This window comes from Bremerella sp. P1 (assembly GCF_028748185.1).
GTDB lineage: Bacteria > Planctomycetota > Planctomycetia > Pirellulales > Pirellulaceae > Bremerella.
The window spans coordinates 6,060,926-6,085,564 of the sequence record NZ_CP118164.1 but is presented as its reverse complement, the minus strand read 5'-3'; the positions used below and the strand labels follow the sequence as shown (position 1 = coordinate 6,085,564).

The 24,639-nt window shown below is 53.8% G+C and carries 13 protein-coding genes and 1 pseudogene; 6 read left to right on the top strand and 8 right to left on the bottom strand.

Annotated elements, in window-relative coordinates:
• Positions 1-67: 67 nt before the first annotated feature.
• Both PSR63_RS28300 and PSR63_RS24715 read left to right on the top strand, forming a co-directional pair.
• A pseudogene (locus PSR63_RS28300) lies at positions 68-370 on the top strand (c-type cytochrome domain-containing protein); the annotation flags it as partial.
• 333 nt (positions 371-703) lie between these two features.
• Entirely contained in the window at positions 704-2,857 is a 2,154-nt protein-coding gene (locus tag PSR63_RS24715) for a hypothetical protein (RefSeq protein WP_274328532.1), read from the top strand.
• Positions 2,858-2,938: 81 nt separating this feature from the next.
• On the opposite strand, the gene PSR63_RS24710 is transcribed toward PSR63_RS24715, so the two are convergent.
• From PSR63_RS24710 to PSR63_RS24700, 3 genes are all read right to left on the bottom strand, one after another.
• Positions 2,939-4,360: a DUF1501 domain-containing protein gene (locus tag PSR63_RS24710; RefSeq protein ID WP_274328530.1), complete on the bottom strand. Its 1,422-nt coding sequence runs from the start codon at positions 4,358-4,360 to the stop codon at positions 2,939-2,941.
• Complete coding sequence (locus PSR63_RS24705) at positions 4,357-6,420, bottom strand: PPC domain-containing protein (protein WP_274328528.1); 2,064 nt, start codon at positions 6,418-6,420, stop codon at positions 4,357-4,359. Before PSR63_RS24705 ends, PSR63_RS24710 begins: the two co-directional genes overlap by 4 nt.
• Positions 6,421-6,563: 143 nt before the next feature.
• Positions 6,564-8,810: a DUF1549 domain-containing protein gene (locus PSR63_RS24700; RefSeq protein ID WP_274328526.1), complete on the bottom strand. Its 2,247-nt coding sequence runs from the start codon at positions 8,808-8,810 to the stop codon at positions 6,564-6,566.
• A 552-nt stretch (positions 8,811-9,362) separates the two neighbouring features.
• Here PSR63_RS24700 and PSR63_RS24695 point away from each other — a divergent pair.
• From PSR63_RS24695 to PSR63_RS24680, 4 genes are all read left to right on the top strand, one after another.
• On the top strand, positions 9,363-10,442 hold the full coding sequence (locus PSR63_RS24695; protein ID WP_274328524.1) for a DUF1559 domain-containing protein: 1,080 nt from the start codon (positions 9,363-9,365) through the stop codon (positions 10,440-10,442).
• Between the two features lie 79 nt (positions 10,443-10,521).
• Positions 10,522-11,040 carry a hypothetical protein gene (locus PSR63_RS24690; RefSeq protein WP_274328523.1) on the top strand — a complete coding sequence of 173 codons (519 nt, stop codon included), beginning with the start codon at positions 10,522-10,524 and terminating at the stop codon, positions 11,038-11,040.
• 157 nt (positions 11,041-11,197) lie between these two features.
• A complete protein-coding gene (locus tag PSR63_RS24685; RefSeq protein WP_274328522.1) occupies positions 11,198-12,601 on the top strand; it encodes a DUF1501 domain-containing protein in 1,404 nt (467 codons plus the stop codon).
• Between the two features lie 14 nt (positions 12,602-12,615).
• On the top strand, positions 12,616-14,046 hold the full coding sequence (locus tag PSR63_RS24680) for a DUF1501 domain-containing protein (protein ID WP_274328520.1): 1,431 nt from the start codon (positions 12,616-12,618) through the stop codon (positions 14,044-14,046).
• A gap of 13 nt (positions 14,047-14,059) precedes the next feature.
• On the opposite strand, the gene PSR63_RS24675 is transcribed toward PSR63_RS24680, so the two are convergent.
• The 5 genes from PSR63_RS24675 to PSR63_RS24655 all read right to left on the bottom strand — a co-directional run bounded on the left by PSR63_RS24675 (position 14,060) and on the right by PSR63_RS24655 (position 24,461).
• Positions 14,060-15,403, bottom strand: a complete 1,344-nt coding sequence (locus tag PSR63_RS24675) for a c-type cytochrome domain-containing protein (RefSeq protein WP_274328518.1) — start codon at positions 15,401-15,403, stop codon at positions 14,060-14,062.
• Between the two features lie 57 nt (positions 15,404-15,460).
• Positions 15,461-20,068 (bottom strand): DUF1549 domain-containing protein, encoded by a 4,608-nt coding sequence (locus PSR63_RS24670; RefSeq protein ID WP_274328517.1) that lies wholly within the window; start codon positions 20,066-20,068, stop codon positions 15,461-15,463.
• A gap of 80 nt (positions 20,069-20,148) precedes the next feature.
• Complete coding sequence (locus tag PSR63_RS24665) at positions 20,149-21,564, bottom strand: DUF1501 domain-containing protein (RefSeq protein WP_274328516.1); 1,416 nt, start codon at positions 21,562-21,564, stop codon at positions 20,149-20,151.
• Positions 21,565-21,636: 72 nt separating this feature from the next.
• Positions 21,637-23,112, bottom strand: a complete 1,476-nt coding sequence (locus PSR63_RS24660; RefSeq protein WP_274328514.1) for a DUF1501 domain-containing protein — start codon at positions 23,110-23,112, stop codon at positions 21,637-21,639.
• Complete coding sequence (locus PSR63_RS24655) at positions 23,109-24,461, bottom strand: DUF1501 domain-containing protein (RefSeq protein ID WP_274328512.1); 1,353 nt, start codon at positions 24,459-24,461, stop codon at positions 23,109-23,111. The genes PSR63_RS24660 and PSR63_RS24655 overlap by 4 nt, the downstream gene beginning before the upstream one ends.
• Positions 24,462-24,639 lie beyond the last annotated feature (178 nt).

The following is a 24,639-nucleotide window of genomic DNA, read 5'->3' as shown; positions in this document are numbered from 1 at the left end:
CTTCCCGCCCAAATGCCTGCCACCGTCAACTTGCCTAGACGGCGTGTGAAACTTTCAGGGGCTTTCAATGCGACTTCTCACGATCACTTTTGCGCTCGTCCTGAGCTATTGCTCAGCCGTCTTTGGCGAACCTATTCAAATAGCCGATTTGCAGCGGTCAAAACCTGTCTCCTTCGAGAAAGAGATCCTCCCGATCTTCAGGCAAAGCTGTCTCGCTTGCCACAGCGACAGTGAGGCGAACGGTGAATTGGTCATGGAGACTCCGGACAAATTGCGCGTCGGTGGGGATTCTGGAGCCGCGATTGTTCCTGGAAATGCAGCCGAAAGCCTGCTTCTCAAACTGGCAGCCCACCAAGAGGAGTCTTTCATGCCTCCACCGGACAATGATGTGAATGCCCCCACACTGACCTCACAACAACTTGGCCTTTTGCGTCTTTGGATTAATCAAGGTGCCAATGCGGGCTCCCATTCAGCATCAACATCGCCCCAACAATGGAAGTCGATACCGACGAACCTCGGGCCCGTATATACCGCAGTCATCAGCCCGGACGGGCAATATGTTGCCGCAAGCCGCGCCAATCAACTTTTCATTTACCACCTTGCGTCAGGGCGGATGGTTGGTACGTTAGTGGATTCTTCCTTGGAATCACCGGCAGCCCATCGCGATCTGATACAATCTCTCGCCTGGGGTCGCGATAGTACCATGCTTGCTTCGGGTGGATTTCGCGAAGTGAAGATTTGGGAAAAGCCCCTAGATGCCCGTACCGGTTCTTTCCCTACCGGTTCAATGACTACCGCTTTAGCGACGAGTGTGGATCTTAAGTGGCTTGCAACGGCTGGGGCCGACCATGCCATTCAACTTTGGAATCTCGAGACTGCACAGCCAGGCCCTAAACTGACTGGGCACCAAGATACCATCACATCGCTCTGCTTCACTCCCGACGGCCAACGCCTGCTATCGGCCTCGCTGGACAAAACGATTCGATCCTGGAATTACGTAGAAGAATCGCAAGCTGAGGTTCTTGATGTTCCAACGCCAATACACGCCATCGAGTTGGTACCCTCGGTGTCCCCGACCAAAGACGCGCCACACCCTCCCCAACTATTGGTTGCGGGTGGTACGGACAAGGTTCTGCGAGCCTGGAGCTTGCCGAGTAGCGATGCTCCAGACTCTTGGTCACTTCTCGAACCAAAGGAAATCGGGACACACGACGACGCGATAACGTCTCTAGCCTCAATTCCAGGGCACCCTAAGCAAGTCTATGCCGCAAGCTTAGATGGAACCATTCGTAGTTGGGACCTGAATGAACCGAAACAACTCGGCAGTTTCAACCACGAGGGCCCTGTATTCGATATCGCCGTCCGCTCTGATGGAAAACGAATCGCTTCGGTAAGTGACAATCACACGGTCAGGCTTTGGGACGATTCCGGCAAACAAATCGCGGAAATGAAAGGGGCACCCAACGCACAGCATTATTCATCTCGCATGAAGTATGCCCTCGATGCAGCCGAACAACGACTGACAATCGTCCAGCAACGGCTTACGGCCGTCGAGGAAGTTCTCAAGAATCGCCTCGCTGCCAAAGAAGTAGCAGTTATGGAGGTAGCCGCTGCGGTCGCCCTAATCGCCAAGAAGAAGAAGAAGGCACTCGAGACAGTTGCCGCCGAAACGTCGGAATCAGAGCCAACAACGGAAGCACCGCAGCCAAAAGACGCCCCTGCAGACGACAAGTCGAAGCTCGACAGGGCAGAGAAAGAACTCGCCGATGCAGAATCGGCGCATCAGTTGGCGTTAAAAAGACAAACATCTGAAGCGGTCGCTGTACAAGCATCTCAAACGAAAGTAACGACGGTCAAAGCTTTGGTCGCTCAAGCCGAAGCCAACAAGAAGGACGTTCAACAACGAGTTGACGAGGCCAAGCAAAAGGCAGTAGCTTCAGAGCGACCATTGCGTTCGGTCAGTTTTTCGCCTGACGGCACGAATTTGGCGACAGCAGGCGAATATCCGACAGTCCAGCTGTGGAACGCCGAAACCGGTAGTGCATTGGGTGAATTGGGTGAATCGTCTACCCCCCTCTTTCCCATCTCATTTCTCGACAATGACCGCCTGGCCTCTTCGCACGGTTCAACCGAAACTGTGGTCTGGGATGTAAATCCCGAATGGCGAATTCGAAGGACGATCGGCCCCGCGAAATCAGGCGATCTATTCGCGGATCGAATTACATCGCTCGATATCAATCTAGAGGCCACAAGACTATTAGTTGGCAGCGGTTTGCCTTCTCGTAGTGGTGAACTTAGCCTAATCGACCTGGCCGATGGCTCGCTCATTCACCATCTGCCCAAAGCACATAGTGACGTCGTGGCCTGTGCGAGGTTTTCGCCTGATGGGCACCAGATCGCTTCTGCCGGTACGGACAAGTTTGTTCTACTTTGGAATCTTAACGATGAGCAACCACTCAAGAAGTTCGAGGGGCACTCCGATTATGTTCTCGGCGTGGCTTGGAGTGAAGATGCCAAGTCGATCGTGACGGGATCGTCCGACCGCACGATCAAGACTTGGACAATGGAAACGGCTGAACAATCTCGGACCATCTCCAACTTCGGCAAAGATGTGACTTCGACGCGATTCGTTGGTAGTTCAGGCAACATCATTTCAAGCTGTGGCGACGGAATCGTCCGCCTTCAGGTAGCCTCCAACGGAGCAACCACACGAACCTTCAACGCCGGAGTGTGGCTGCACTGTGTCGATGCAACCTCCGACGGACAGTTGGTTATCGCGGGAGGAGATGACGGACGACTATTCGTGTGGGATGGGACCAATGGCAAACAGCTACAAGCAATTACGGTAGGCCAGTAGCGGCCATGGATTCCCGCTCATAGAACGCAACGATATGTGTCTTCGGCCAAGCGACTTCTTACTCCATGGCCTTCCACCATCCTAGGAAATCAATTCCGGAATCGGATCCCCATGGTCGACAATCGGGGTCGGGCGGCCGTTGAAGTCTTTGATGAAGACCTTCCGTCCGTCGATACCAAGGTGATGGTAGATTGTGGCGAGGAAGTCCCCAGGACCACAAATTCTCTCGATTGAGTCCTCACCACGTGCATCCGTGGCGCCAATGAACCGTCCCGTGTCAATTCCACCACCGGCCCAGATGTTAGAAAATGCTCGCGGCCAATGATCTCTGCCTGGTTGCTTCGTACCAGCAGCCGCACTGGCATTTCCGGCACCTGTGCTGGGCTGATAATTAACTTTGGGTGTCCGACCGAATTCACCGGTTACGACCACCAGTACACGCTCGGAAAGCCCGCGTTCATAGACATCTTCAATCAGTGCCGAAACCGCTTGGTCGTAAGCTTCCGCACGAAACTTCAGGGCATCGAACACATGATGATTCACCGCATGATCGTCCCAATTGTTGACCCGGCCGCAAAGCGGCCCCGACAGCGACGTCGTAAGAATATCGACTCCTGCTTCGACCAACCTTCGAGCTAACAGAAGTTGTTGACCCCACTTGTTTCGTCCGTAACGGTCGCGCGTCTTATCATCTTCTTGAGTTAGGTCAAAGGCTTCCTTGGTCTTAGGGTTGGTCAACAGGCTCATTGCCTGCATTTCAAACTGATCGAGCGCCTCCATCTCACCCGCCTTGTCGAACGCACGCGTGAGAGTGTCGAGCTTTTGCCGTAACGAAGCCCGGCGTTCGAGATGAACTGCTTCTCCAGGATTGTCCACTCCAATATTGGGCACGGAAAAACTTGGGCTGTTTGGATCGCCTGTCACTGCGAACGGACCATAAGCGTCGCCCAGATAGGCAGGACTGACGTAATTCGATGGTGGGTTCACTCCAGCGTAAATCGGAAGAGGATTAGTACGACCTCCTTCTTTTGAACGAAGGTAGTTCGCCACTGACATCCAGTCTGGCAGGCGCGGTGCTGGTTTGTCACGGGTATCTGGGTCACCCGAGAGTAATTGCATCGTCCCTGCCGGGTGGCCACCGGCCGTCTGTCGCATGGAACGCAATACGGTCAACTTGTCGGCGATGGCAGCCTGCCGTGGCAGCAACTCGGTGAAGTGCATGCCCGGCACTTTCGTCTGGATCGTATTGAATGGCCCCCGATATTCAACCGGAGCATTCGGTTTCGGGTCGTATGTGTCAATGTGAGAGCATCCGCCAGGCTTCCACACCATGATAACAGCGTTCTTCTTGCGGCTTGGATCTGCCGAAGGACTCTCGGCCCGCAGACGAAACATGCCTGGAAGGCTTAGCGAAGCGAAGCCCGCCAAGCCCATCCGCATGAATCCGCGACGCGATGCTGGGCCGGAACAGATGGCCGACGATGCGTTGAACGGGTGAGTCATTTCAGCGTTACCTCAAGTGCAGGGACAACACGGATCTGTATAGGCTTCGAGACGATGATATCGACGATATCCTTCGGTGCCGCTGCCTTCGTGACGGCCTTCAGATGACTTTCAGCCGCCTTGACCGCAGCCTCGGCCTTTGATTTCTCTTCATCAGTAGCTTTCTCGACGGCTTTTTTGGCTACTTCCAAAGCAATCTCCGCTTCGGTGACGGCTTGTGGGTTATGCGAATACTTGGTCACCGCTTTTCCGTAAAAGGCGATCGTGTGCAAGCCGGCGGTAGGTTTCAGTTTCGACAAGTCGAGAACTGCTTCTGACGAATCTTCGTTCAGTGGTACATCGAAGGCAGCATTGTTATCGAACCCGTGACCGAATGTCTTAAGACTCATTGTCGCCCCAGAGAACTCGCCCCGCCGAATATGCTTCAGCGGAATTGTCAGCTTCTTGCCGGCCGAGACCTCCCACACTTTTTCTTCAGCAGCCACAATGCTCAACGGAGTTGCCTCTGAGCCACCAACCGACACTGGAACCTCGGCAAGGAGGCGTGGGCTCGGTATCTCAGATCGTGCATCAGTGACGGGCCATTTCATCGATGCAAAACTCGCTTGCCGTGTCACCGTTTTCCCTTCGATCTCTGCACGACCAAAGAAGTTAGCAATGGTTACTCCTCGAGGCGCATCTTCCTCGGCAGTTATCAGAAGCGTCCCACAGCACTTGCCTGGGCCAATTGTCAGCCCGTGAGCGGTAACGCCTTGGGGAAGGTCTTCCAAGCCCAGCTCAATCGCTCCGTCAAAACCATCCCGGCGAATTACGACCACCTCGATCGGCATCGTAGTCCCGCCACGAAGTGCGATCGGCTTCGACAAGGCATTTCGATCACCATTGCGAAGGTTCATGTGCAGTGCCCATCCCACGATCGCGAAATCTGGTTGAGCCTTGCGAATGATCAGACGATAGATATTCCGCGAGTCATCCCGAGTTCCGCCAAAGAGGTCGGTCACACTGAGACGGTAGACACCGTCTTCCTTGATCTCCATCTTCCCCAGGATGTCAGAAGAACCGGCGTTGTAAGGTGGTCCGTCGTAACTGTAGTGATTGGTCGAAACCTTGATCGGGCTAGGAATATCGGTGAACTCCACCAAATCCTCCACTTCAGCCTCTGGTCCAGTTCCCTTCACATGCTGTACCGATACCGAAGGGTCCGTCGGCAAACCAAGTCTTTCCGATGCGACTTCAACCCACCATACCTCGCCCTTCTTGGCCGTAAACTCAAACGTGTCAACATCGGCGGCTGGGTAAAAACTTCCTTCGATATCACACGGTAGCGTAATTTTCTGGGCCTCGGTCACATCGTTATTTGGCTCTGCTTCGGTCGATGCTGCCGTAGGACTCAAGTTGACAGGTGGCCACGAGAACGCATTAACTTTGCGGGTCGAAGCAAGACGCGGGACCAACGCATCGACGGATAGTTCCTTAAGAGCCAACCGGTAGAAATAATAGGCACCGCCGTCATAGGTAAGATCGTGGACCTTAATCACATACTTTCCGTCTGTCTCGGCCGTGAAATCAATCGCGCCCCCACGGCGTTCTACCTGAAGATCGTTTCCACTTTCATCGGCCACAACCAAAACTGGATTCAACTTGGAGTCGATACCCTCAGCCGCACAGTCCACGACCAGTCGCTGTCCCTTCTTGGCCTCAAAAGTATAAAAATCAATCTCCCGGGATTTGGTCTGTCCGTTACAAATGGAATTGATCTCTAGCTTGATTGCTGTCTCCAGAGAGTTGTTTGGCTTCGACGCGACGATCTCTGGCAACGTGCCAACGCTGAACACACGAGAACTTGAAAGCCCAAGCCGCGTCATAATCCGCGCCTCGTGAACGCCAGGAGGACAGTCGCTCGCAATCGTGATCGTATATTGATTGGCGACCGGAGCACCATCAGCATCAAGCTTGGAAATCGCGGTGATTCCCGGATGAGAAAAACGCAGCTCACCAAATTTCTCAAGGTTCTGGCCGCTGATGGTCACGTCGACAGTCGTCCCAGCCTGACCGCCCATCGGCGTCGTGGTTAATAGCCTCGGAGAAGGCAGGCAAACGGACTGCGCTGTACATAGTGATGGCCATAAGAAGACGAGCAATACAAATTGAAGCCCCTGATGCCAGATGGTCAGTCTAAAGCGTTTGGAATTCATTTCGTCCTCTAATGGTTGAACATAAATTCTTTGGAGTTCATGAGCGCCCAGATCAAATCTTGATAGTTCTGGCTGATCGCCGCTTTGGCATCCAAAGGTTTGCCATCGGCGTCACTGGGAACCTGATCTAGGTATTCGAGTGCAATTCTCAGTTCATCTGCGGCTGGCTCTCGGGAAAACGCAATCATATAGAGCTCCCGAATACTCTCTTCCGCAGGTGAATTGCGTTTCGCCAGTTCTGCAGCACGCCCGCTGGATGACCTCAGCTTCGTCTTGACCTCATCCGAATTAATGAAATGCAGACTTTGGGCCAAACTGGAGGACTGCACTCGCTCGCATTCACACACACTGGCATTGTCGGGACGTCCGAAGATCTTGAGAAACCCTGATGCCGTGTTGTAACTGTTGTCTGGCAAGGCAACCGCACGTGTCCCAAGTGGTAGGTTGCGAAAGCTGGTCTGCGAAGCCGTCAAGTCGTTCACCGCGTCCAAAATCACTTCTGCTTGAAGCCGACGCGGGTAGTATCGCGAATAATTCTGCTCGTCAATCAGGTTGTGCTCATTGGGGACCGCACTCAACTGATAGGCTCGCGACTGCGTAATTATGCGTACGAGTTCCTTCAGGTCATAACCACTTTCAACAAAGTGCTTTTCCAAAGCGGCCAACAGCTCAGGGTTTGAGGGTGGGTTCGTATCGCGAATATCGTCTTCCGGTTCAATCAGCCCCCGTTTGAAGAAGTGCTTCCAATAACGATTTACCAGGGCTTTGGCGAAGAACGGATTATCCGGATTGGAGATCCAGTCAGCCAGGAGAAGGCGCGGGTCTTGATCCGCGGGAATATCACCAACAGAATCACCCAGTGCTGCAGGCCGAAGCTTTTCCCCCGTCTTCATGTTCGTGGCAGTCGCAATCCCTCGCTTGTGAAAGATCATATCTTCGCCACGAGTCGCCGTAGGCTTCCGGCCCACCTGGCTAAAGAACGCTGCCAGACTGTAGTAATCGTCTTGACTCCAGCGCTCGAATGGGTGGTGGTGACATTGAGCACACTGTAGGCGAACCCCCAAAAACAGTTGAGCCACGTCCTCTAATTGCTCTTTGGGCTCCCTTACGCGCTTGTACCATGCCACCGGCGGATTCGCTACAACGGTCCCCGTTGCGGCAAGAAGTTCGCGAACCAACTGATCGTACGCGACGTTGTCGAGCAGGCCATCTCGCATCCACGCATGAAACGCAAAATTGGACGTGATATCCCTTGCATCGTCTCGGCGATTCTTGAGTAGCGACGTCCACTTATTGGCAAAGAAGTCGGCATAACCAGGACTCCGCAGCAGGCGTTCGATTACTTGATCCCGCTTAGCCGGATCGTCGCTGTTCAAAAAGGCTTCGGCCTCCTTCGTCGTCGGGAGTCGCCCCGTAATGTCGAGCGTCACTCGTCGAAGAAAAGTTGCATCATCACATACCGGCGAAGGCGGAATACCAATCTCCTGGAGATTTCCAAAGACAAATTCGTCGATAAAGTTTTTCGCCTCTGGCAACTCATCAAGGGGAGCACCCAGCGGCACCGCTGCCGTAAAAACAGCCGATTTGTCCTGGTAACGCAACATGATCGCAACCCGACCAGGAATCTGCTGGATCTCGACGAAGCCCTCTAAAGACACCTCCGCCATCGCTTCCGAATTCGATTCAAACAGCGTGAATTCGGTAACATCGCGTTGGCTACCATCAGAAAACGTAGCAACTGCCTTTAGCTGAATCTCTTTTCCCATTCCGACAACGCTTCGAGCAGGCTGCACCTCAAGCGTCTCAAGACTCGGATCGTTTTCCTTCTCGAAGGGAGCACCTTCGCCAATCCAGCGACGTATCAGTTCGTAACCTTCGGAATCCTTAGGCAGTCTCACCCCACCGCCGTGAGGTGTTTCGCCTGCAGCCTTCTTGAGCAACAGGCTCTCTTCGGGAATCGTTGGAAACAGACGGCGTCCGCGGCCCTCGCGAACAATCGCTTCGTAGTCTTCCGCAACTTCGAATCCTAACAAGGACAGTTGAAAGCCGTTCTGCCCACTTCCTGCTTTCGCATGACACCCGCCAGTATTGCAACTTGCCTTCGTCAGTACAGGAATAACATCGTTGACGAAGCTAACCGACGGGACGGCAACCTCTTCCGCATGGACCGCAGATGCAAGCATCAACGCGATTGATGCACCGAAAAGAACTCCGTACAAACGATCACTCGCTCGGCGATAGATTGGCAATACCATCTTGTTTGCCCTGAAAGCTTGCGGTGGGAGCTCAACACAAGGACACCTTGCAATGAGCCAAACTTAGAGAGAGGCGGGAGGTGACGAGCAGAATATCATCCCGACCTAATTAGGTCCAGATTTTTCTGTCTCATTCGGTCCCCAAACCACAGAAAATAACTCGTGACATCATGTTGACCAGATTTATTATAGCTAGTTCGGTCGGCCTCGGCACAATAGGAAATCCTGAGAACATTTCTAGATAACGAGTTTGGCTCGCTTTTTACGGTATCTGCGATCTCTGAGACGCAACATCGCCTCCGCGTAGTTCAAATAACGCGTTCGTTGATTTGGCGGAAAAGAGCTAACCAACGGGCACATACGCTCGAACGTCTGACCTGTCGGATCACGCGAGTCAAGATTGCGTAATATGCAATCTCTCATTTCACATTATTTCATCCGAATACTTGTCGAATTCTGAAAATATACCGATAGACTAGACGTTGTAGTCATGGCGGATGATTGCATTGCTCGTGGTTTTTTCTTCCCGAACATTGATGCAGAGACGTCCTCATGATTCCATTTCTAGATCGATTTCTTGAGTCACTTCTTCTCGGCTATTCAGTTCGCTGCCACGCGTTGGCTAGTAAGCGACGAGGTTTTACTCTCGTTGAGTTGCTGGTGGTCATCGCCATTATTGGCGTGCTGCTCGCTCTCCTCTTGCCGGCAGTACAACAAGCTCGTGAAGCAGCGCGTCGAATGCACTGCAGCAACAACCTGAAACAACTTGGGCTTGCGCTGCATAACTATGTCGACACGCATGCCAGGCTGCCTGCGTTTAGTCGTGGCTTTGCCGGTTGCTCAAACGGTACACCGGACAACGATGAAATCAAGAATGCCAATGGATTGGTAGCGCTGCTTCCTTACATCGAACAACAAAACGTCTACGACCAGTTCAACCACGAGGAAGCGTTCGCCGTATTTCCTTCCTACCATAAGGCTCCTGGCACCGTCATCGGAGATCCTGTAACCAATGGCAACGCAGCCCTGTCCGAAACGGTATTAGACGCATTCCTCTGTCCGTCGGATAACAATCCCGTAAAGGGCCGTCTCAAAGGCACCTATTACGGGCCAGGTGGATCTTATTCAGCTGCGGCGACCAATTACGACTTCATCACCGACTGTGGTGATGAGTTCTCATACTGCAATGGTTACGTCAGTTCAACTTCGCCTGACAAACGTATGTTTGGCGCCGATGTCAACACGAAGTTTGCTGAGGTGACCGACGGGATATCGAACACATTCATGCTAGGCGAGACCACCAGGTACCACGTGAACGGTGGCGCCTTCGCTTGGGCCTATCGAGCGCACGTCATGGCTGGTATTGATCCCTATCATGGAACCAATGGTTCAGCCGGTGGAATCAACATCTGGCACCAGCCTTTCATTCATCCGACATGGCAAAGTCCACCATTCAATCCAGTTCGTGGTCGAGCTCGCAGTTGGTGGGTCGCGGCCGCCAGTTTGCACCCAGGGGGTTGCCATTTCTTAATGGGCGATGGATCCGTTCATTTTGTCGCTGAAACAACCGATAGATCGTTACTGAATCAACTTTCTGCCATGGCCGACGGTAAAGTTGCGGCCCTTCCCTAGCCAACTCCCCTCCATCATCGCCAAAGACTAGCCCCTTCCTAATCCCCAAACCTTCCTTATCCATTGATAGGTGAGACGGATGTCGAAACGATGGAGAATACTTGCATTACTGTTTCTATCAACACTAGTTGGCTGCGGTGACTCGGGCCCTTTGCGACACCCTGTTGAAGGAGTCCTGCGTATCGATGGCGAACCACTTCCTTTCAAGTCCCTCACCTTTTTGCCGATCGAAGGCACCAAAGGACATGGCGCCGCTGGATTTTCTGATGAAGATGGTAATTACAAACTTCAAGCGATGGTTCCAGGGGCTCTACGCGACTATCCTGGCTGTCCTCCAGGACGCTACCGTGTGGCCATTGGCGAGCCCATGATCCCATTAGATTCTCCCCAGCCTCAAGGTGATGCCGATAACGAAGCTCCCGTGGTTATCCTCGGTCCACCAGCCGGCAGTCGACGCAAGAAGGGTAAAGGGAACATTCCCAACCTGTACCGATGGGAGGCAACGACTCCACTTATCGTCGAAGTCGGTGAAGGGTTCGACAACTTTGACCTCGAACTAAGCTCTAAGCCGCAGTCGCTGGCAGCTTCAGCACGTTAGACGAAGAACAGGGGGTCTCTCACCAAGGTGGCTGATTTGGTGGCCGCCTGGACGCAGGTAAGATTCACTCCATGATTTCAATGTACTTCACTCCGCAATCCCGCTAAGATGCAGGCACCTTCCTTTTCAAAACAATGTTTACCAGGAAATGCTTCGCATGCTCTCCTTTCTGGGAAAACAGACAAGGCTCTGCAATGGCGTCTCACGACGTGATTGGCTTCGTCTTGGTGGCCTAGGGGCGTTTGCTCTTTCGGTTGATCAGCTGTCCACAGCACAGGCGACTGAAATATCCCTAGCCCCTAGCTCCGGTTCTTTTGGCAAGGCGAAACGCTGCATTGTGCTTTTCATGCTGGGTGGTCCTCCGCAGCTTGAAACATGGGACCCCAAGCCGGATGCTCCGAAGGAAATTCGAGGAGAGTTCGGAACCATTGCCACCGCAACACCTGGGTACCATGTCGGCGAATTAATGCCACACACAGCGAAACTGACCGACAAGATCGCTGTCTTGCGTGCCATGGCAACAGGAGACAACGCCCACTCTTCCAGTGGTTATTGGATGCTGACTGGACGACCGCACTCTCCCAAGGGACAGGAGAACGCTCTGCCTGGTGCTCCGAACAATTGGCCGTCACTGCCAGCGGTGGTAAGGCATTTAAAAGGAGATCAATCCAGCCTGCCTGGATCGATTCGTTTGCCCGAGGAGATCTGGAACACAGGACACATCGTATGGCCGGGACAAGATGCAGGATGGCTAGGTAATCATGCTGATCCCTGGCTGATTACTTGTGATCCCAATAAAGCCGACTTTCGCGTACCTGACATCGGACTTCCGCTTGAGATTTCACCGGAACGTCTCTCTCAGCGAAATGCCTTGCGGGACCTGATGAACAATCACTTCAATAAGGTCGACAGTGCCCCCGTACAGCGCTGGTCAAACTGGCAGGCGAAGGCAATGGACTTACTTCGAACCGAGGAAACACAAGCGGCGTTCACGGTCGACCAAGAGCCATCCCATGTCCGCGATCGCTACGGCCGCAATCGTTTCGGCCAGAGTGTACTACTGGCGCGACGATTGGTCGAGCATGGCGTATCTTTGGTACAAGTCAATTGGACCCGCTGGGAAGAAGACGAAAACGTCGCACCGGCTTGGGATACCCATGCCAAGAATGGCGAGCGACTCAAGAACGCTCTCATGCCGCCGATGGATCAGGCCTATTCCGCCCTGCTGGAAGATTTAGACCAGCGCGGCATGCTGGAAGATACTCTAGTCGTGTGGATGGGAGAGTTCGGACGATCGCCTAAGATCAACGCCCGGGGAGGACGCGACCACTGGGGACATTGCTTCTCGGTGGCCCTGGCAGGCGGGGGCGTTACGGGTGGCGTCGTTCACGGCCAGTCCGATCGACAAGCAGGCTATCCTCTGGATGGGCGAGTCGAACCTCAAGACCTAGCCTCGACCGTCTATCATTGCCTCGGAATACCGCCAGAAACCACCATGAAAGATCCGTTTGGGCGACCTTTGGCTATCTCTACCGGTACGCCGATTACCGCGATTCTCTAAGACGAGACCAGTAAATGACTCGAATCATCCAACAAGCTGACCGCCGGGCTTTTCTAATTGCCTCGGCGACCGGTTTCGCTGGTTTACATTTCGGAATTCCTGGCAAGGTCTCCGCAGGTGAACAAGACACGCTTGTATCGCAGAATCGTGGTGGCGGGAAAGCCAAATCGGTCATTTTGTTCTTTCTGTGTGGGGGTGCCTCGCACATCGATACATGGGACCTGAAACCACAAGCCCCCGCAGAATACCGAGGACCATTCAAGCCAATTTCAACATCGGCTCCCGGTCTACAGATTTCCGAACATCTCCCACAACTGGCCAAACAGGCACATCACTTGGCCGTCATTCGCTCCGTTTGCGGAACGGTCAACACCAACGATCATCACGCCGGTTATTACTACAACTTGACGGGTCACGTGCCAGATGTGACCTTTAAGACGCTTGGAAACGACCGACGCCCGTATGCCGACGATTGGCCATTCATGGGGTCCGTGGTTGCCTCGCGACGCCCCAGCCAACTCGGGCTGCCCAATGCCATTACCCTGCCCCACAAACCAAGTCGACTGCCGTACACGCGACCTGGCCAGTTTGCGGCGCGGCTTGGCGTTGAATTCGACCCGCTCTACGTAAAAGGTAGTGTTGCAGAGCCACTCAAGTTTCAGGTCCCTTCTTTGGTATTAGCTGGGGATGTGACGCCAGCTCAACTTCAGTCACGACAACAGTTACTACAGACGTTGGATGTCGCGAGAAGGCAGTTCGATTATTCCCCTATAGAGCGGACGTGGAAACGCCATCAGAAACGAACTCTCGACTTGCTTCTTTCTTCGCAGACAAGCACCATGTTCGACATTGAGAGCGAACCGGAATCGATTCGCACGCGGTACGGTCCGTCGATTAACTCGACAAGCTTGCTACTAGCGCGCAGGATGGTCGAAGCCGGGGTGCCGTTTATCACGGTGTTCTGGAAAGAAAACGAAGCGATTAAGAACAAGTGCCGTAGCGCCGGTGGCTGGGATACACACGGCAACAACTTCGAATGCTTGAAGCAACATCTACTACCGGAATTCGATCAGGCGTTTTCTGCGTTAATCGAGGACTTGCAGCAGCGAAATCTACTGGACGAGACGCTTCTGGTCGTTAATAGCGAGATGGGACGCACACCGAAGATTGGTGACCCACGTTCCGGCGGCGTAAAGGGTGCCGGACGTGACCACTGGACCCACTGTCAAAGCGTGATCATGGCCGGCGGCGGAATTCAAGGAGGACAGGCTTACGGCTCAAGCGATAGGCTGGGCGAATACCCGGCCGAACATCCGTTGACGCCGGCAGATATTGCAAAGACGGTCTACTACGCAGCCGGAATCGACAATCTTCAAGCAAACGACCAACAAGGCCGCCCTTACAATCTGTTGGAAGAAGGCCACCCAATCGAGCAGCTATTTTAACTCGCAAATCGGCTTAAGGCTTCGCCGTCCAGCTTCGTACCGGCGACGCGTCGGCCACTTTCCATAGTTTTACTTCGCCATCAAACGATCCACTCGCCAGCAATTGACCTGCCGGATCACTCACACCGGGCTGCGGCGTGATGGACAAGACCCAGTTGGTGTGTCCTTTAAACTCTTTGACGACTTTATTGCTCTTCAAGTCGATCCCCAAAAGACGCGTGTCGGAACATGGCACAAACACATCATCTCCCTGGCGGACAATCTTGTTGCCGTCACTTCCGAGCCCTACCTCGGCAACCTTCTTGTTGTCAGCAATATTCCATCGGTGCAACTTCTTATCGGCTCCAACAGAGACAACCTGCTTGTTATCGGGCAGGATGTTCACGCCCCGAACGATGTCCTTATGTCCCAGATAGCTGGAGACCAAATCACCAGAGGCACCATCGTAGACCTTGGCAGACTTGTCGCGACTGCTCGAAGCAAGCATCTTGCCGTCATCGCTCCAGGCTACTGATGTAACCCAATCCGCGTGACTTACGATCGTGCGGAGTTCTTTCATGGTTTGGGTATCCACGATACGTATTGAACTATCCGCCGAAGCGACGGCTAATTCCGAAGTGCCGGGACGAAAGGCAATGTCCAAGACAACATCACTGGTCCGCGAAACGACTCCCTTGACCTCGCCCGTCGCATAATCGACTAGCCGTACCTCGCCACTTTTCCCAGGCTCGCCGCACCCGACCGCCAAGGTCTTTCCATCAGGAGAAAAGCTCACCGCAAACACACGTTGTCCAACATTTGGTATCCGTCTGATGAGTGCGCCGTGTTCAATATTCCAAACAGTAAGCTCATGGTAGCCAGCTGAGATAATCTGCTTTCCATCTAATGAAAACGAAACAGCGGTGATCGGAATAGGGTGAGAATAATGCTCGGGAGGCGGCGCATAAGTCGGTGGGGGAATCACCAGGGCGAGTTCCTGAGTGGGGTCTTCTCCATCGAATTTCGCTCCCTCTGCGACCCACCTTTTGAACATGGCAATCTGCTCACCAGTAAGTGGATCGCTTTCCGCTGGCATCCTTTCGAATTCGTCTTCACATACGATACGGCGAACCAATTCGCTTGGATCGTTGGCATTCTCCGAAATCGGCACTTCACCTGAGTCGCCTGCTTTAAACAACTCTTCGTAGTTGTCGACACGATACCCGCCTTCTGCCTTCTTTGCTCCATGACACGCCAAGCAGCTATCTTGAAGTATGGGCGCAATATCACCGCGGAAGCTAACTGGCGCGTCAGCACCGAACGCCACCACAGACATGCTGCCTAGGAAAAGACACGACAGATAAAATTGACCAGTCATGGATTGCTTTCAGAGTCTCGCTCGCCGTCACTGACACCAACAACAGAAGCAACTTGCTTAATGCTGAAACAAGAACTCGTCCGTGTTAAATAGCGCCCAACAGACATCCTCGACACCAGAAACCGGATCGGTAGCCTTCGAGCAATGCGCCAGCGCCGCTTTCAATTCGACATCCGAGGGAAGGCGACACACCGCCGCGAGGTAAATCTCTTTGATTACGTCTTCGGTACTCTTTCCCTCAGCCAGATTCTTGCGGAATCGATTGTTTTCCGCACGGAGTTTCTCGTGGATCAGCGGTCCGTTGAACAACTCAATTGCCATCCCTAGGTTGGAATCGCTGGAACGTTCGCAAGCACACACCGTACTGCGTTCGGGTTGCCCGAAAACTTTCAAAAAGTCGACCTTAGCGACATCGGGCGCTGGCATCTGGGTAGCCAACGTCCCTGCTGGCAGACTACCCAACTTCTGATTCAGCTTCAACGTATGATTGATCGCATCAAGCAATTGCTCGGCGCCCAACATACGAGGTTCCTGATGAGAAAAGTAGGTCGTATCGTCGCGATTCATTTCGTTGGTCACGTGGCTTGCTTGATAGGTTCGGCTATTCAGAATCGCACGCAACAAATGCTTTCGATCGAAACCGCTGTCGACGAAGTCTTTCGCCAATGCATCTAACAGTGGGCCGTTCGCTGGTGGATTCGAGTCGCGAAAGTCGTCGATGGGCTCGACGATTCCCCGGGCAAACAACTGGCTCCAAATTCGATTGGCCTCGATACGAGCAAAGTAAGGGTTTTCCGGCTGGACGAGCCATTCGGCAAACGCGATGCGTTGATCAGCATCTGCTTTGCGATCGATACTACCTACTTGTGGCAGCCATGGAGTCATCACTTGTCCGGTTCGCGGCTGCGTAACCTCCCCTGAGAAGGATGTATAGATGAACATCTCACCGGGACGCTCGGTTTTGCGCTGTTGGACTCGATTAAAGAACGCCCCTAGACCGTAGTAGTTGTCTTGAGTCCAACGTTCGAACGGGTGATTGTGGCACTTAGCACACTGTAAACGAGCACCGAGAAACACCTGCGAGATTGTTTCCACGCATTGGTTCATGTCGGCGGCTGTACGATAGAAGTTTGCTGGCGGATTCGCCAATGTACTGCCTGATCCCGTCAAAAGGGCGGTGGCGAATTCATCATACGGCATGTTCGTACGGAGTGAGTCTTCAACCCAGCGATGGTATTTGTACACCCCGTCATCACCAACCTCTTTGCTGGTCATCCTCAGCACATCGCCCCACTTGAGTGCCCAGAATTTGGGATACTCGTCACGCTCGAGGAGAGTGTCGATCAACTTCGCCCGTTTGTCCGCGGATGTATCGGCCAGGAAAGCGGATGTCTCTTCTACCGCAGGCAACACGCCCAGCAGATCCAAGTGAACTCGCCGGAGGAATTCCGCGTCTGTGCAAGTCTCGGCTGGGAGGTACTGAAGCTGCTTTAGTTTTTCGTTTACCAGTTGGTCGATATAGTTGACCGGGGTTGGCGCCGTCCACTTAAAGCCGAACTGATTCTCGACGAACATCAGCGGAATTGACTCGATATATTCCAATACTCGCACAAGGACAACGACTTCACCTCGGGCATGTGGCGTAACCAGGCCATTGGCATTGACTGTCGCAACCGTTGTATTCGACGACTCGTATGCCGCGAGATGCGTTACATCACGCGTTTTGCCGTCGGCGAAATGTGCGGTTACCGCTAGCTGCTGGCCACCATCGGCGACCAGTCGGATTTGCTTCTCACTTGGAGACACCTCCAGCTTGGTTATCCGCGCAGTGCCATCAGGATCTGAGGCCGCGCCGCCTGCGATCCAGTCTCGCAGTATCGCATAAGCTTCGTCTTCTTTGCTTAACTGCTTGCCTCCGCCGTGCGACACCTTCATTAGCGGCTTAAGAAGCAACAAGCTCTTCTCTGGTTCAATCAGATTGACGCGGCGGCCGAAGTCTTCGTGAATAAGCGTGAGTTCATCCAGCTTCAAATCAAACGCTCGCAACGATAGCCGAAAGCCTCCCTTGCCGCTGGGAGATCCGTGACAGGCACCCGAATTACACCCCTGCTTCGACAAGGCGACCAGCACTTCGGATTCAAATTGGACCGGACGTCGTGTCGACATCTGCGATACCTTCACTGGAATCGTCTGTTGAGTGGCTCCAACTTCGATCTTGATCGCCGCTTCGCCATCGGCCCGTGGGTAGACAACGCCGTTACGAACCTCGGCAATTTCAGGATGGGACGACGTAATCCGCGCATGCCGAGTCCAATCTCGTGAATTCTCACTTTCATCCGTTCCGATCACGACGATTTGTTGCCGCCCTGTGGAATCGTTCAGATCAATTCCAGTGGGATAAATAGTCAGTTGCTTCGGGCTGTCGATCAGCGGCGGTATCTCGTGGCTCGAACTTACAGTAAAATCCTGCCCCTGAAACTTACTGGCGGCTTGGACTGTCACTGCACTAGGTACGTCAACGGAAAATTCACTCCCAATCTTGAGTTCGAAGTTCGCAACGGATTGGTCGGCCGCAATTGCGATCGACTCTGGACCAGTGACGCCTTGCGGAAGGTTAGGCAATGTCAGGCTTACCGGCTGAGCATCACCTCCGTCACGAATCACGCTGGCTTGAACATTCACTGAACCACCACGGATGATCGGTTCCTCAAAAGCAAGCTTTACAATCACCGGTTCCATCCATTGAATCGGCACATTGAAGCTCTCCAACCGTCCCATTCCTTTGAATTCGCCATAGGCCTTTAAAACCAAGTGATCAGGCTCGCCAGTTGCCTGTTCGTTTCGGCTGAACGTCAGCGTGTATGTGTCTTTGTCGGCCTTGACTTGAGTACTCCAACCGGGCGGCAGCGTGCCAGCCAGGACTTCTACGCCTGCCTTGAATTCACCTTGCAGGCGTTTGAGGTTCATCTGGGCACTGTGAGATCGAACCGGACGAGCAAACTTAATTGGCCCCGTGGCTTCCATCGCGAACGGTGAATTCGTTTTATTATTAGCCGACAGAACAAGAGTTCCGTCCAGCTGAGAATCGGGGGTTAAGACAAATGGTTCTTTCGCGCGATGAATCGCGTGGCTGCTTACCATGCACGAATTGCTCGGATCACCCACAGCCGCAGCGATAAGTTTCACCACTTCCAATTGCTCGAGATTCCAGTTCTCGGTGGCTTCGAGGTAGACACGCCCAGTTTTCGCTTGGGCGGGAATACGCGAGTTGACGAGGCGAATGCCACGATCAGGCTGCGCTAAGGTGAGATCGATTTCGCCATCGAAGCCAAAACGAGCCACATCGAGGTCAATTGCACATGCACCGTTCTTTAGCTCGATGACATATTGCTCGCGTGTTTTCGCGTCGCCCTTGATCGACACCGAAAAGGTCCCCCCTGGTACGACCTCAACCCAGTAGCCGAATTGTTCCCCGCCACGCTTCAGCAGGTCAGACACCTCCAGCCGATACTCGCCATCTTCAGGGAAGGTGGCATCCATGCTCCATTCGTCGCTGTCGGAAACTTTCGTCTCGGCAATCTTGCCGCCCAATGGGTTGAGTAGTGCCATCTGAAGCAAGGTAGGACTATTCAGGCTTCGCGTTCGTGATGTGATCCTGACCGTCTGACCCTTAGCTCCCTTAATCGGATAGACGTCAATCTCTTTAGGCTCACTCAGGCGGCCATTGATGCCAATCGGCGGGGCAGAAACTGGCATCGATTCTGATTCGGTGAGTTGGGGGTACTTGCTCGTAAGCAGGGGAACCCAAGTTGCGGATTTGCCATCGTTAGACAGAGCCTGAATGTTAACCATCTCGGTCGAAGCCGACGGAACCTGAACTTCACGCGCCTGGACTTGCCCAGCATCCGCCCCCACAAAAGTTACTTTCGTTGTTTGATCATTCTGTACGGCGAGCGGAAAGCTGTGACTGACTATTGGAAAATCACCGATACGTAATTGATAGGGCGCGCCACCAGCTGCATTGCGGTTGTCGTGGACTTCAATCCAGTAATCGCCCTCCTTGGGAAAGACGTAGCTGAAACGAACATCCGGGCCCACTTCGGAATCATCTGCCTGAATGAGGGTATTGCCATTTCCATCTACGACGCGACATACGGGGTCCATTGCTGAGTGAAGATCCTGGGTATGAATCTCGAAGGCAATGCGCTGCCCAGCTGCGGCATGCAACCGATAAAAGTCGCTCAACGATGGATCGCACTTCCCTTCGACGGACGCTAACGAAGGGACTTCCTGTGCCGATTCGAGGGAGTGGTTGTTCCCGTTATCTACAACGGGTTCCAACCCATCGACTAGAAGCGTACGAACTTGTGCCGTTCCGTTCTTTCCCGCTACCCAAAGATGAACCGGTCCGAGGGGATGCTCGGCGGGTACGCTAACTGAGACAACCGCCTGAGTCGGCTCAATCTTCTCGACATTCCACGTGATGCCTGGCGCACTGAATGCCAGTCGCACGGTGTCGGAAAGATCTTTCCCATGGATGACCAAGCTGGTTGATTCGCCTGGCTTGCAGGTACGCGGCTGGATCGCTTCGAACGTTTCGGCATATGCGGAAATTTGCCATACGGCAATCACAACGCCGAGCACGTAAGTTGAAATCGTTCTCATTCGCATGGTACTGATGCTGACGGTAGGGGGAGAACAGTTGGAAGGCGGTAGTATGAGGAGCGTCCGAAGGACGAGTTGGTTTAGCTGATGAGCAAATCCTGCAAGACTCTTCCGGAACAAATGTGATGAGGTCGGTTTTCTCGATCCAAGAGAGTTTCTGCCGTGGGGATACCCATCGCATGCAGGATTGTCGTGGCAAAATCCTGCGGGGTGACTGGGTTAGCAACTGGATACGCGGCGTGCTTATCGCTGGCGCCATAAACAATCCCGGGCTTGAATCCGCCACCCGCCAACAGACCGTTGTAGCAGAATGGCCAATGTTCTCGCCCAGCATTGTTCTTGCTAATTTGCGGCTTGCGTCCGAATTCTCCGACCCACGCTACGATGGTCTCGTCCAACATGCCGCGGTCTTCGAGATCTTGTAGCAGCGCCGCTAGCGCCATATCTGTTGGTGGAATCAAGTCGTTTTTCAAACGATTGAAATTGTCACCGTGCGTATCCCAAAAATTCTTGCCATCGTTATGCCAATTAACCGAAACCAGCGGGACACCATGTTCGACCAGTCGGCGAGCCATCAAAACGGACTGCCCGTGCACATTGCGGCCATATCGATCTCGCGTCTCAGGAGTTTCCTGGGAAAGGTCAAACGCGCTACGAACCTTCGCGGAGCCGATCATCTCGAGCGCTCTTGTCTGATGACTTTCAAAGGACGAAGCAGCTAATGACTCGTGAATACCGGCACGCTGCGCATCCATCATCTTCAACAATTCGACGCGTGACTGCAGCCGACCCAGTTCTATATCGGCGGGCAAGCCGAGACCTTGCGGACGCCAGTTCGGATCGTTCAAATCGCCACCGAGCAGCATCCCATCATAGGCCGACCCCAGCCACCCGCCATGTTGCCCGGGCGCCTCGCCACCAGGAGCCGCCGGGTGAAGTGCTTTCCATGGCATAGCAACAAACGATGGCAAGCCTCCGTTGTTGGGTCGCATCTTTGAGATGAGTGAACCAATGTGAGGGGAATCCTTGGAACTTGGCGGATCGGCATCGCTTTTCACGACTGGTGCCAAGTGACCGGTTAGTGTGGCATGCCCGCTCGACAAGTGAGCAGGGTCGTCATGCGTCAGCGAGCGGATGATCGCCAGCTTGTCGGTCCACTGGGCCACTCTGCTAAAGTGCTCACAGATCTGAGTTCCTGGTACCTTGGTAGAAACAGGATTAAAGTCGCCCCGCACTTCGGCCGGCGCATCCGGCTTGAGATCGAACGTATCCAGTTGACTGGGTCCGCCCCACATGAATAGGAAAATGCACGCCTTGGCACGCTTTCGTGGCAGGCTGTGATTCTGCTCGGCCGCAGCCAGGCGGGCCTGGAAATCCCCTAGGCCAAGTCCCAACGTTCCGAGGGCTCCAGCTTGAAGCAACTGTCGACGGCTGATCACCGAGGCGTTTTGGAATTCAGGACATCCTTGTGTTCTAATTGTCTTGCGCGGAGACATTCGTTGATTTCGGCTTTTCAGGAGAGGGTCGAATTGGCGAAGTGGCAGGACCAAGTAGTTCAAGCACCCTTGCTAGAACAACTCGGCGATGGGTTCGCCGTGGTATATATGGTGAGGTCTGTTTTCTACGTCGTACCACGCGGCCGTCGCAGGAATGCCCAAGGCATGATAAATGGTTGCGGCGAAACTTTCCGGCTTTACGGGTCGCTCGGTGGGGTAGGCACCTATCGCATCGGACTTGCCGATCACGTTACCTCCTCGAACTCCGCCTCCCGCAAAAAACACTGACTGCAAAGCGCCCCAGTGATCACGGCCCGGTAGTTTGTAATTCTTTTCAAGCAGGGTGATTTTGGGTGTACGACCAAATTCGCCCGCCATCACGATCATGGTTTCATCCAACTCGCCCGTAGACTTCAGGTCATCTAACAAGGCAGCTACCGCTTTGTCAGTCGGTGGGAAGAGATTATTCTTCAAATGCGGAAAGGCGTTGCCATGCGTGTCCCAGGTTTCGTCGTTGCCTAGATTGACCTGGACCAAGCTAACACCTGCGTTTACCAGTTTACGCGCCATCAGCAAGGACCAGCCGAAGGAATTGCGGCCATAGCGATCAAGGTCTTTGGCATCCGCATGGGTGACATCGAGCGCCTCATGAACGCTTGATTCCGTGAGCAGCGATACGGCACCTTGTCGCAAACGGTCGAAGTTCTCAACCTGAGCATGATGAGCCAGATCACGACGTTGGCGCCTAAGAGACTTTAGTAACTCCAAGCGTCCCTGAACCGATTCCATACCGAGGCCATGTGGCAACGACAGTTGCGGAGCTTGAAACACTCGTTCGTCTGGTTTGCCTCGGTCTTGATGATCGAAGGCGTACTCCGGAAAAGCTCCGTACGACATGTTGTGAAATGGGGATGCTTCGATGATCCAAGGATCGTGCTTCGGTCCCATTTCTCCGGCATGTTGCCCAGGAATGACTCGACCGCTGTTGTGAACCAGTCGCTCTGGCAAGACAACCGCGGTTGGAAGATTGTTCTTCTGGCGATTCCGTGTGGCATAGCCCGCGATGGCGGCAATCGATGCTCGATCCGTTCTTTTGGGACTGTTGGGATTGAAGCCCGTTGGTAGCTCGGAGTGTCCCGTCAGCATCATATGGTGACCGGCCGAGTGCTCGTTCGATCCGTGCGTTACCGAACGACATAACGCCCACATCTCGCTTCGTTGAGCCAAGAGGGGTAGGTGTTCGCAAATCTGCAGTCCAGGTGTCTTCGTCGCAATCGGCTTGAACTCGCCACGAATATTATCTGGAGCATCGGGCTTCATGTCGAAGCTATCATGCTGAGACAATCCACCTGACAGGAAAATGAAGATGAGTGACTTGGCCTTACCCAGCGGACGAGCATCGACATCGGCCTTAGCTTCTCGCAACCCGGCCAAGTGATTCATTCCGAGACCGAGAAGTCCAACCGCACCGGCGTGTAGCGCCTGGCGACGCGTGAAGCCGCCATGTTGCCAATCATTCGACGGATTGTACCCCGGTCGAAGACTCATGCGCTGGCTCCTGTGTATAGGTTTGAAATCACGGATCCGTTAAGAAGGTGATGCGGACGACTCAAGGGATCATAGATGGTCGCATCCGCGTCGATACCGACCGCGTTGAAGATCGTGCTGCAGACATCGGCCGGAGACCACGAAGTTGTAATCGGATAGGCAGCCTTCGCATCAGTTTCTCCTAGGACCTGACCTCCCTGAATCCCTGCCCCTGCGAAGAGACCACTGTAAGCGTGCGCCCAGTGATCGCGTCCCGGGATTGTTTGCCCAGGCAGCGTCGACACCTTCGGTGTACGACCGAATTCGCCCATCACAATCAGCAGCGTTTCATCTAGCTTGCCCGAGTTCGCCAAGTCGTCGGTCAATGCTGCTAAGCCTTGATCGAGTTGAGGCAGAAGTCGGTTCTTGAGCTTTCCCCAATTGTCGACGTGGGTATCCCAGGTCTGTACGATTCCCATGGTGGTTTGCACGATCGGCACCCCGGCTTCAATCATGCGGCGAGACAATAGCAAAGACTGTCCAAACTTATTGCGGCCATATCGCTCGCGTGTCTCGGCAGACTCGCGACTAATATCAAATGCCTGGACCAGTTTTCCTGAATTGAGCAATTTGTAGGCGATGTCTCTCTGGTCGCGAAGCGAATCAGTCCTGCTTCCACTCAACGTGTGACGACCGCGATTCAGATCGTCGAGCAATTGCTGACGCGACTGCAGCCGATCCAGTGAAACGCCATCACGCATCGAGAGAGCTTCGATGCGGAACTTCTCGTCGTTTGGATCGCCGTTGATTTGCCACGGGTCGTGCTTGGCCCCTAGGAACCCCGCATGCTGTCCGGGCCAAGTGAGTGGTCCCTCGATCAAGTAGTTCGGCAACGACACTCCACTTGGAATTCCATCTGTCCGGGGTCGTATGAAATCGAGGGCTGCCGCGTAATTCGGGAAGTCGTTGCGCGACTCGACCCGGTCTAAGTCCGAGCCACCTCGTGGCAGCGGAGTTGGTCTTCCGGTTAGTGCCACGTGCGTTGCCAGAAGATGATTGTGCTCGCGATGAGCCATGGTTCGCACAATTGCCCAACGCTTCATCTGACTGGCCAGTTTCGGAAGGTGTTCGCAGACACTGATTCCAGGTACCGTCGATGAAATCGGTTGAAACTCACCCCGTACTTCTTGCGGAGCATTCGGCTTCAGATCGAGAGTATCGAGTTGACTGGGGCCACCGCTAAGCAACACGATCAAAACGGACTTCGCCTTGCCAAACCCGACCGGTCCATTCTGGCCCGAATCGGCAGCGACAACCGGCAGACCGGGGAGTGTTGCTCCCATCACGCTGCCAGCGGCAATGCGCAACATGTTCCGGCGATCCAAACCGAATAACGGAGTAGTTTGCATGGCAAGTTGTGGTGTGCTTAGACAAGCGGGTAGGTCCGCATCCGATGCGGAAAAAGGTGAGTACTATCAATATCGGCCATTTGCCAATTAATTGCAACAGAATTATGGCGCCGAGGGTTCGCCGTATGGGTCGCAGATC

Coding starts and splice junctions, on each gene's coding strand:
- PSR63_RS24715 (WP_274328532.1), top strand. CDS start 704: ATGCTTGCTTCGGGTGGATTTCGCGAAGTGAAGATTTGGGAAAAGCCC.
- PSR63_RS24670 (WP_274328517.1), bottom strand. CDS start 20,068: ATGAGAACGATTTCAACTTACGTGCTCGGCGTTGTGATTGCCGTATGG.
- PSR63_RS24700 (WP_274328526.1), bottom strand. CDS start 8,810: ATGGTATTGCCAATCTATCGCCGAGCGAGTGATCGTTTGTACGGAGTT.
- PSR63_RS24710 (WP_274328530.1), bottom strand. CDS start 4,360: ATGACTCACCCGTTCAACGCATCGTCGGCCATCTGTTCCGGCCCAGCA.
- PSR63_RS24665 (WP_274328516.1), bottom strand. CDS start 21,564: ATGTCTCCGCGCAAGACAATTAGAACACAAGGATGTCCTGAATTCCAA.
- PSR63_RS24680 (WP_274328520.1), top strand. CDS start 12,616: ATGACTCGAATCATCCAACAAGCTGACCGCCGGGCTTTTCTAATTGCC.
- PSR63_RS24675 (WP_274328518.1), bottom strand. CDS start 15,403: ATGACTGGTCAATTTTATCTGTCGTGTCTTTTCCTAGGCAGCATGTCT.
- PSR63_RS24660 (WP_274328514.1), bottom strand. CDS start 23,112: ATGAGTCTTCGACCGGGGTACAATCCGTCGAATGATTGGCAACATGGC.
- PSR63_RS24705 (WP_274328528.1), bottom strand. CDS start 6,420: ATGGGCGGTCAGGCTGGGACGACTGTCGACGTGACCATCAGCGGCCAG.
- PSR63_RS24655 (WP_274328512.1), bottom strand. CDS start 24,461: ATGTTGCGCATTGCCGCTGGCAGCGTGATGGGAGCAACACTCCCCGGT.
- PSR63_RS24690 (WP_274328523.1), top strand. CDS start 10,522: ATGTCGAAACGATGGAGAATACTTGCATTACTGTTTCTATCAACACTA.
- PSR63_RS24695 (WP_274328524.1), top strand. CDS start 9,363: ATGATTCCATTTCTAGATCGATTTCTTGAGTCACTTCTTCTCGGCTAT.
- PSR63_RS24685 (WP_274328522.1), top strand. CDS start 11,198: ATGCTCTCCTTTCTGGGAAAACAGACAAGGCTCTGCAATGGCGTCTCA.